The 5,941-nt window shown below is 62.0% G+C and carries 6 protein-coding genes; 3 read left to right on the top strand and 3 right to left on the bottom strand.

Annotation, left to right across the window (positions count from 1 at the left end; all coding sequences use genetic code 11):
• Window positions 1-49: 49 nt before the first annotated feature.
• Window positions 50-607 carry a GNAT family N-acetyltransferase gene (locus tag Q0L57_RS03910; protein WP_296738377.1) on the bottom strand — a complete coding sequence of 186 codons (558 nt, stop codon included), beginning with the start codon at window positions 605-607 and terminating at the stop codon, window positions 50-52.
• Window positions 608-638: 31 nt separating this feature from the next.
• Window positions 639-1,355 carry a DNA helicase gene (locus Q0L57_RS03905; protein WP_296738374.1) on the bottom strand — a complete coding sequence of 239 codons (717 nt, stop codon included), beginning with the start codon at window positions 1,353-1,355 and terminating at the stop codon, window positions 639-641.
• 291 nt (window positions 1,356-1,646) lie between these two features.
• Between Q0L57_RS03905 and Q0L57_RS03900 the strand changes: the two genes are divergently transcribed.
• The 3 genes from Q0L57_RS03900 to Q0L57_RS03890 all read left to right on the top strand — a co-directional run bounded on the left by Q0L57_RS03900 (window position 1,647) and on the right by Q0L57_RS03890 (window position 5,483).
• Window positions 1,647-2,651: a hypothetical protein gene (locus Q0L57_RS03900; protein WP_296738371.1), complete on the top strand. Its 1,005-nt coding sequence runs from the start codon at window positions 1,647-1,649 to the stop codon at window positions 2,649-2,651.
• Window positions 2,652-2,815: 164 nt separating this feature from the next.
• Window positions 2,816-3,700, top strand: coding sequence for a hypothetical protein (locus tag Q0L57_RS03895; RefSeq protein WP_296738368.1), 885 nt, complete (start codon window positions 2,816-2,818; stop codon window positions 3,698-3,700).
• A 40-nt stretch (window positions 3,701-3,740) separates the two neighbouring features.
• Window positions 3,741-5,483 carry an alpha/beta fold hydrolase gene (locus tag Q0L57_RS03890; RefSeq protein ID WP_296738365.1) on the top strand — a complete coding sequence of 581 codons (1,743 nt, stop codon included), beginning with the start codon at window positions 3,741-3,743 and terminating at the stop codon, window positions 5,481-5,483.
• 40 nt (window positions 5,484-5,523) lie between these two features.
• On the opposite strand, the gene Q0L57_RS03885 is transcribed toward Q0L57_RS03890, so the two are convergent.
• On the bottom strand, window positions 5,524-5,941 hold a 418-nt coding region (locus tag Q0L57_RS03885; protein WP_296738362.1), incomplete at its 5' end, for a GatB/YqeY domain-containing protein.

Below are 5,941 nucleotides of genomic sequence, written 5' to 3'. Positions count from 1 at the left end.
GTCCAGATCGCTTGCGCAATGCTATGGATGCGGTGAATGTCGATTCAGCCTAGAGGTCGATCCTGAATTTTAGGCTTTCGACGCCGCCATAGGCGGCATCCTCGAAGAAGCGGCCGACCAGCCTGCCGCCATTGGCCAGGATGACCCTTTGCGAAGCGGGGTTGTCCGGCTTCGCGGTGATCTCGACATAGCCGAGCCCGACCGCCCTCGCCTCGGCGAGCATCAGCCGTAATGCCTGGGTGGCGTAGCCCCGGCCGCGCTTCCACGGCACCACCGCATAGCCGATATGGCCGAGCACGTGCGACGGCAGCGCCGAGGTGCCGGGTTGCCAGCGAAAGCCGATCGAGCCGGCGGCCTCGCCGTCCCATATCCAGCGCCGGAAGCCGGGCAGGCGCGCCACCCTGGTGCCGTCCGGCAAGGTGATCGGCGGCCCTTTCGCCTCACGGTCGTCCAGGCTGGCGAGAAACGCGACCGGATCTTCCTCAATCGCCGCGAGCTGCTCGCGCGTCGCTTCCAGCAGGCGGACATTGTCCGGCGACCAGCCGCGTTCGAGCGCCGCCTTGTAGGACGGCAGGTGTTCCAGCGCGGGTCTGACGATTTCGATCATGCAGTTTTCCCGGTAGCGACGGCTATTTGCCTCAGGCCAGTGCTGCCTGGAGGCGGATTCCGCCTCCGTTCAAGAAGCACATCTTGTCGAAGAGCGACAGGTCGAGCGGGTTCGGCAGCCGCACGTCGTCAAGGTCGGGAAACGGCTTCTTCGACGGGTCGTACGACCGGTCGATCTGCGAAATGAAGATCAGGACCAGTCCCCGGCTGCGCGCGAATGACCGCAGCATCTGAACCTGGACCATCAGGTCCGGATTCTCTCGCCTCTGGTCGAGCAGTTGCAGGTAGTCGATGACAGCCAGCGTCCCGCTGGGCGCGGTTTGCAACTTGCCGATGATGTAGTCTGCGCAGATGGCGTCGGAATTGTCGAACTCGAAGAGACCATCGAAAGGCCCCGGCTCGACGCCGATGGCCCGAAACCGGCCAAGGATGTCCGCGTGCGTATATTCCAGCGTGAAGAACGCGCTGCGCCGGCCCGACTTCATCGCTTGGACCGCAAGCTCGAGGCTCATCAGCGTCTTGCCCTGGCCGGGCCTCGCCCCGACCAGGACGAGATCGCCAGGCGCGAGTTGCGCGAGCAGGCTGGCGGCGGGCTGCGGTTCGGCCACGCTGGCCGCAAGCAGGCTCCAACCGGCGAAACCCTCCCGGGCGGCAACACGATCGAGCGCCTCGTGGAGCGGGATGCCTGCTTCACGCGACAAAAGCCGGGCCCGGCGCTTCAGATGATAGACGGGTGCGGAAAGCCGCATCGAGAAACCTCCTGGTGCGAGCAGTCTTTGCAACCCCTCCTTATGCCTGGTGCTCGAACAGTCGGTTCGTTGATCGAATTGCCCTGCATGAACGATGCTTTCCCGACGGAGGGAGGAGGCTTGGGCGCGCCGGAATCAGATGATAACCCAACGCGAGCGGACCCGAAATCGCGGATGTTCTGGACGCTAAACTAGAAGTGTTTCGCCGATTGGCACACGGCCTTTTATGATTGGACACTGAGGTGATTCACTGCAAGAGACTGCGAACGCTATGACGGGAGATTTGAGCTGGTGCGGTTGAGATCTATTCCGCTGGGTATCCTCGCCATCTTCGGCCTGCTGATCGTCGCCGCCGCGCTCACGGTGTCGGCCCGGTCTTTCGCGGCGCTGCCGTCGGGGGTGCCTGCCTGGCTGCAGCCCCATGTTGGTGAAGGCGAAGGCCAAATCTCGCAAATCGTGCTGGAGCGGGCGCGCGCGCTCTACCAGCAGAAAGTCAGCGAAGGCGCGGTCAGGAACCCCTGCTATTTCGCCATGGATGCCACGCGTCCGGGCGATCTGGGCAATGGTGTGCTGGGCCAGCGCTATTACATCATTTGCGAAGCCAAGCAGGTCTTCCGCGCCATTTCTTCGGGCCATGGCGGCGGCCGCAACCTGAAGGGTGTTGCCGATTTTTCCAACGGCCGGCGCTGCGTGAAGAATTTTGGCAACGCCATGGATTCCGAGCTGACCGCCGGCGGCGCCTATATGACCGCCGAGGCGAAGACGACCTTCAAGGGCTACTACCGCATCGGCGCAAAGCAGGACGCGGTTTTCATGCGCACCTTCGTGCAGTTCGACGGCGAGGGCGAGACGGCGAACGCTAGGCAGCGCCTCATTGGCGGGCACCCGGCCGAACTGCTGCGGGGAATGTGCATGCGCAAGAACCCGAAAAGCTCCTACGCCGACAAGGACGGTTACGTGCCCTATGGCAACCTGGTGAACTATGCCGGTGGCCGCAGCAATGGCTGCACCAGCTGGTCGTCGACGGACGCAACGCAGATCATCCCGATGGTGAAGGACAATCCGACGACGCTCTACATCTATCCGGAGTCGCGCGACATTGCGGCTGTCGCGCGCGCGAAAACCGCAGGCCAATCACTGTCGGGTGCTGGGCTGTACTGGAACGCATCCTGCCTGAAGGAGATCGGCTCTCCGAAATTCTGGCCGAAGAAAACGTTGGAGCCGATCATCGCGCAGTATAAGCAGGATCACCCGGCGCCGCCGCCGCAGCCTGTGCCCATCTGCAAGGGACCGTAGGGCTCCGGCTTTCGGCCGTTAGAAGTCCGGCAAGACTTGAATTCCCGCCAATCCGCGGCTGCTCTGGCCTTGGCAGAGATCGCGATCGCCATTGACCGGCAATCGACCCTCATGGTTAACTTGTCCGTCAAGGGCAGCCCGAAACCGTGAGAGTTGGGTTTGTCATGCGATCGATTTCGGCAATCACCCTCGCAATCGTTACGGCGGCCGTTTGTCATTCGGCGGCCAGGGCGGGTGGCCCGGCGGCGGGCGTCGAAGTCGACCCGGATGCGTATTCCAAACAATCCACGGCAGACGACCCGAACGACGATCATCCGGGCGTTTCCTCAAGGGATATTCAGCTCAGTGACCGGAAACTAACCGGACAGCAGTCCATGGCCGGCGATACGTCGCAGGCGGGTTCCGATGCGAACGTCAGGAATCTGACGCAGTCCACCAAGTTTAGCAACCCGATCCCGAATTCGGTGATTCAATGGTCGCTGCAAAACAACGTCTACCGGGAAGATGCCACGTCATCCGGATTCTCGGTGCCGTTGCCGATGACCCTGCAAAGTCCATTTCAATTTGCGACCACCACGGCGGTGATCAACTACGATGGTATCCTGCCGACCGCGCCTATGGCCGTGCAAGCATGGTACGGGAACAATATCGGCACGATCGGAAACCAGGGGTGGAGCCTCACTGCCGAAGGCAGCGCGCTGCGGGATTATTTGTGGGCCGCGTCGGTTGCGAACGACGCTCAGCAGGTGATCAGAACCTACACGACCGCGCTGCAGATGCCCGAAAGCGACAACCGGACCTATGGGGTAACGCCGCAGCAAGAATCCTACATGCGGCAATCCATCGTCAACGCCCAATCCGCGCTGACGATCGCAACCGACAACATGGCCAAGTTCACCCAGAACAACACCGACGCGCTAAACCTGTTTCAATTGCTGATGCAACCGGGTTCCTCGCCGCCTCCCGCTCCGCCGACCCAGACCGCTCCCGCCGACACATCTCCTCCCGGTCCGTCCACCGATCAGAACGTAGACTCCGGCTCCAACTAGAGGGACAGGGACGCCGGCCCTGGTTCAGGGGGGATTTCGAATGATCACTCGTTCGTTGTTGTCTTTGCTGATCCTTGCGCTCTGTGGCGCCGATGCGATGGCCGAAGCCACGCTGTCGAACGCGCACGGCGGGTTGGCCGCGGGAACCTGGGTGGCTGAAGAGGCCTGCGGAGAAAACAAGGCAGCGAAAGACGCCGAAGGTCGGCGTCCGTTCAGCTGGGAAGTCGATCTGGCGGTCAAGGACGGCCGCGTCAGCGGCACAAAGCATTTCGTCAATCCGACGGGCAACGTCGTCACCGATGTCTCCTACAAGGGGACGATATCGGGTTCGAACATCGAGATCGAAGGCGTCGGCAAACGATCAAATCTCGAACGACCCTGGTTCTATTCCTACAAGGGAGAGGTCTCCGCTACCGGCAGGCTCGAATTGTCCGGCCCGTTGACGATGCAACTCAGCGCGTCGAAGCGGAGCACAACCCTGCGCTCGTGCAAACTGACTTTCCTGGCGCCCAAGAGCGACGATCTGCCATCGACGATGTTCGCCCGCAATGTCGGCGACATGCGAATGGTGAGGAGCGCCATGGTCGCCGGGTTCGCGAAGGAATGCGATGCGGCAGGCGTTGGCAAGGCCAAAGCCACCGCAACTCCGGGCGACGACACCCGCGCATGCGTTGTCGACAAACTTCGAGTTGGTCTCAGCAAGGCCGTTTCTGCGCCTTGGCCGTCGGCGCCCGCGCTCGAACTCACCGAATATGCGCCCTCGCTCATCAAACCCAATAAAGGACCCGCCTCGGCCAAGGGCGTGATCTACTTTGTCGGCGGCTACGGCGTGCACGAGAACGACCAGCGCATTGTCCCCTATTATCTGAAAAGGTTGACCGATGACGGTTGGGACCTCATCGCCACGCGCATCCCGAACGCGAACATCGACGACACCTGGGAAGCCGACGGCTACCAGCTTCCGGGCGGTGTTTCATCCGTCCAGCGGCGCCTCAAGGAAATCAAGGCGCTCGGATACAAGCGCATTGTGCTGGCGGGCTTCTCGTGGGGTGGATGGGTGTCTCTCGTCGCGGCGCAGACGCCCGACCTGCCGATCGACATGCTGCTGGTCAGCGCGCCGGCCGTCTTCGGGCACAAGATTTATGACGGCAAGCCAAATCCATTTTTCGACATCAACCTGACAGCCTACAAATCGGTGATGGCAAAAGCGAAGGTGCCGGCGGTGCTCATCTTCCCCGACGATCCGGTCGGCGAACCGGACGCCAAAATGCGCGGGGCGATCGCCGACATCTACTTGACCAATGCCGGGCGCCCCCATCGCATCATCGCCGCACCGGCCGGTTTCAGGGCCCATTACGCCGCCTGGGTACCCTTCTTCGATTATGCCTATGGCGAATGCATCGCCGGGTTTCTGGATCAGCCGAAGACCTCAATTTGCCCTTACAAGCCCATTTCCAACACTGATTTTCGATCGGTGCTGAATCTCTCCCAGGTGCCCGACGAAAAGTCGAAGCGCGTTGCGTCCGCTCAATCCCTGGCGGGGGAGAAGTTTGTTGCCTACACGCTCCAGGACGAAGACTTCAAACACTTCGATTTTGTATCGGGCAGCAAGCGAATGACTTCGGTATGGAACCGGCGCTTTGAGGAGCCGATCGCATTTCGCAACGACGAGTTCTGCGCCGGCCGATCTTGCGACATCTTGCTTCGCTGGTCGGATGACACCCTGCTGGAATTCGACAAGACCCGGGGCTCGCTCAAAGCCTGGTGGTTCCTGGATAAATAGGAATGTCCGCTCGGTCGGCCCAGATTTTCGGGGGCTCGCCTTACTGCAGCAGTCCCTTGACGACAGCGCTGGCCTTGGCGAAATCCATCTGGCCGGCATATTTCTGCTTCAACGCGCCGATCACCTTGCCCATGTCCTTCTGGCTGGCTGCGCCCGTGGCTGCGATCGCCTCGCGCGCCGCCGCCGCGATGGCCGCGTCGTCGAGCTGCGTCGGCAGGAACTCGCGGATGATCTCCATCTCGCCGCGCTCCTGTGCCACCAGTTCCGGGCGCTTCCCGTCCTCGAAAGCCTTGGCCGACTCCTCGCGCTGCTTCACCATCTTGGAAAGGATCTGCAGGATTTCTTCCTCGCTCGCCGGCGGCTTGCCGGCGCCGCGGTTGGCGATGTCGCGGTCATGGATGGCGGCCTGGATCAGCCGCAGCGTTGGCAGGCGGTGCTTGTCCTGCGCCTTCATCGCG

Source organism: Mesorhizobium sp., assembly GCF_024509055.1.
In the GTDB taxonomy this organism is placed as follows: Bacteria; Pseudomonadota; Alphaproteobacteria; order Rhizobiales; family Rhizobiaceae; genus Mesorhizobium.
This window is presented reverse-complemented; position numbering and strand designations above follow the sequence as displayed.